A 521-nucleotide genomic window follows, 5' to 3' on the forward strand; every position below is an offset into this window, starting at 1 on the left:
AGTGCCGCGTGGTAGCCCCCGCCGGCATCCCCTGGACACAGGTTGCCTTCGTAAGCAAGAAGATATCCGCCGATGCGGGTTGTGCCCCCGGGCTTTTCGGCCAAGGCAGGACATATTTCCTGAGGCACCGCCTGCACGGATTTGGACAGTATCCGTCCGTCGAAGAACAACCTGTCTTTGACCCGATATGCGGCCAAGAGAATGACGGATGGACGGGGCTGCCGTTCGGCAGGGGTAGCCGAACCAGTGGTGATCCCCAAGAAGCCGCGTTCACGTTCAGTGAAGGTGTCAGGCGGGAACTTTGAGGCGATCGAAGCAGATACACGCCTCATAGACTTCTCGACTGAGACAGGGAGTTCCAGAAAGAAGTCTTTCGCCTGGCTGGTTTCCGATGCGATTCGCGCCAGGTCCTCGTGGCACTCGCCACTGGGAAGCGGGGCAGGGTGATGAACGGTTGAGGTCCTCGCGAGAACTTTGCGGTTTGGCGTTCCTGACTCGTGCCAAGCCAGACGGGTGCCGAG

Annotated in this window: 1 protein-coding gene; it reads left to right on the top strand. The window is 59.9% G+C overall.

Annotation, left to right across the window (positions count from 1 at the left end; translation table 11 throughout):
• On the top strand, nt 1-305 hold a 305-nt coding region (locus tag CR938_RS14495; RefSeq protein ID WP_211365251.1), incomplete at its 5' end, for a hypothetical protein.
• Nucleotides 306-521 lie beyond the last annotated feature (216 nt).

The organism is Pseudoxanthomonas taiwanensis (assembly GCF_010093135.1).
Taxonomy (GTDB): Bacteria; Pseudomonadota; Gammaproteobacteria; order Xanthomonadales; family Xanthomonadaceae; genus Pseudoxanthomonas; species Pseudoxanthomonas taiwanensis.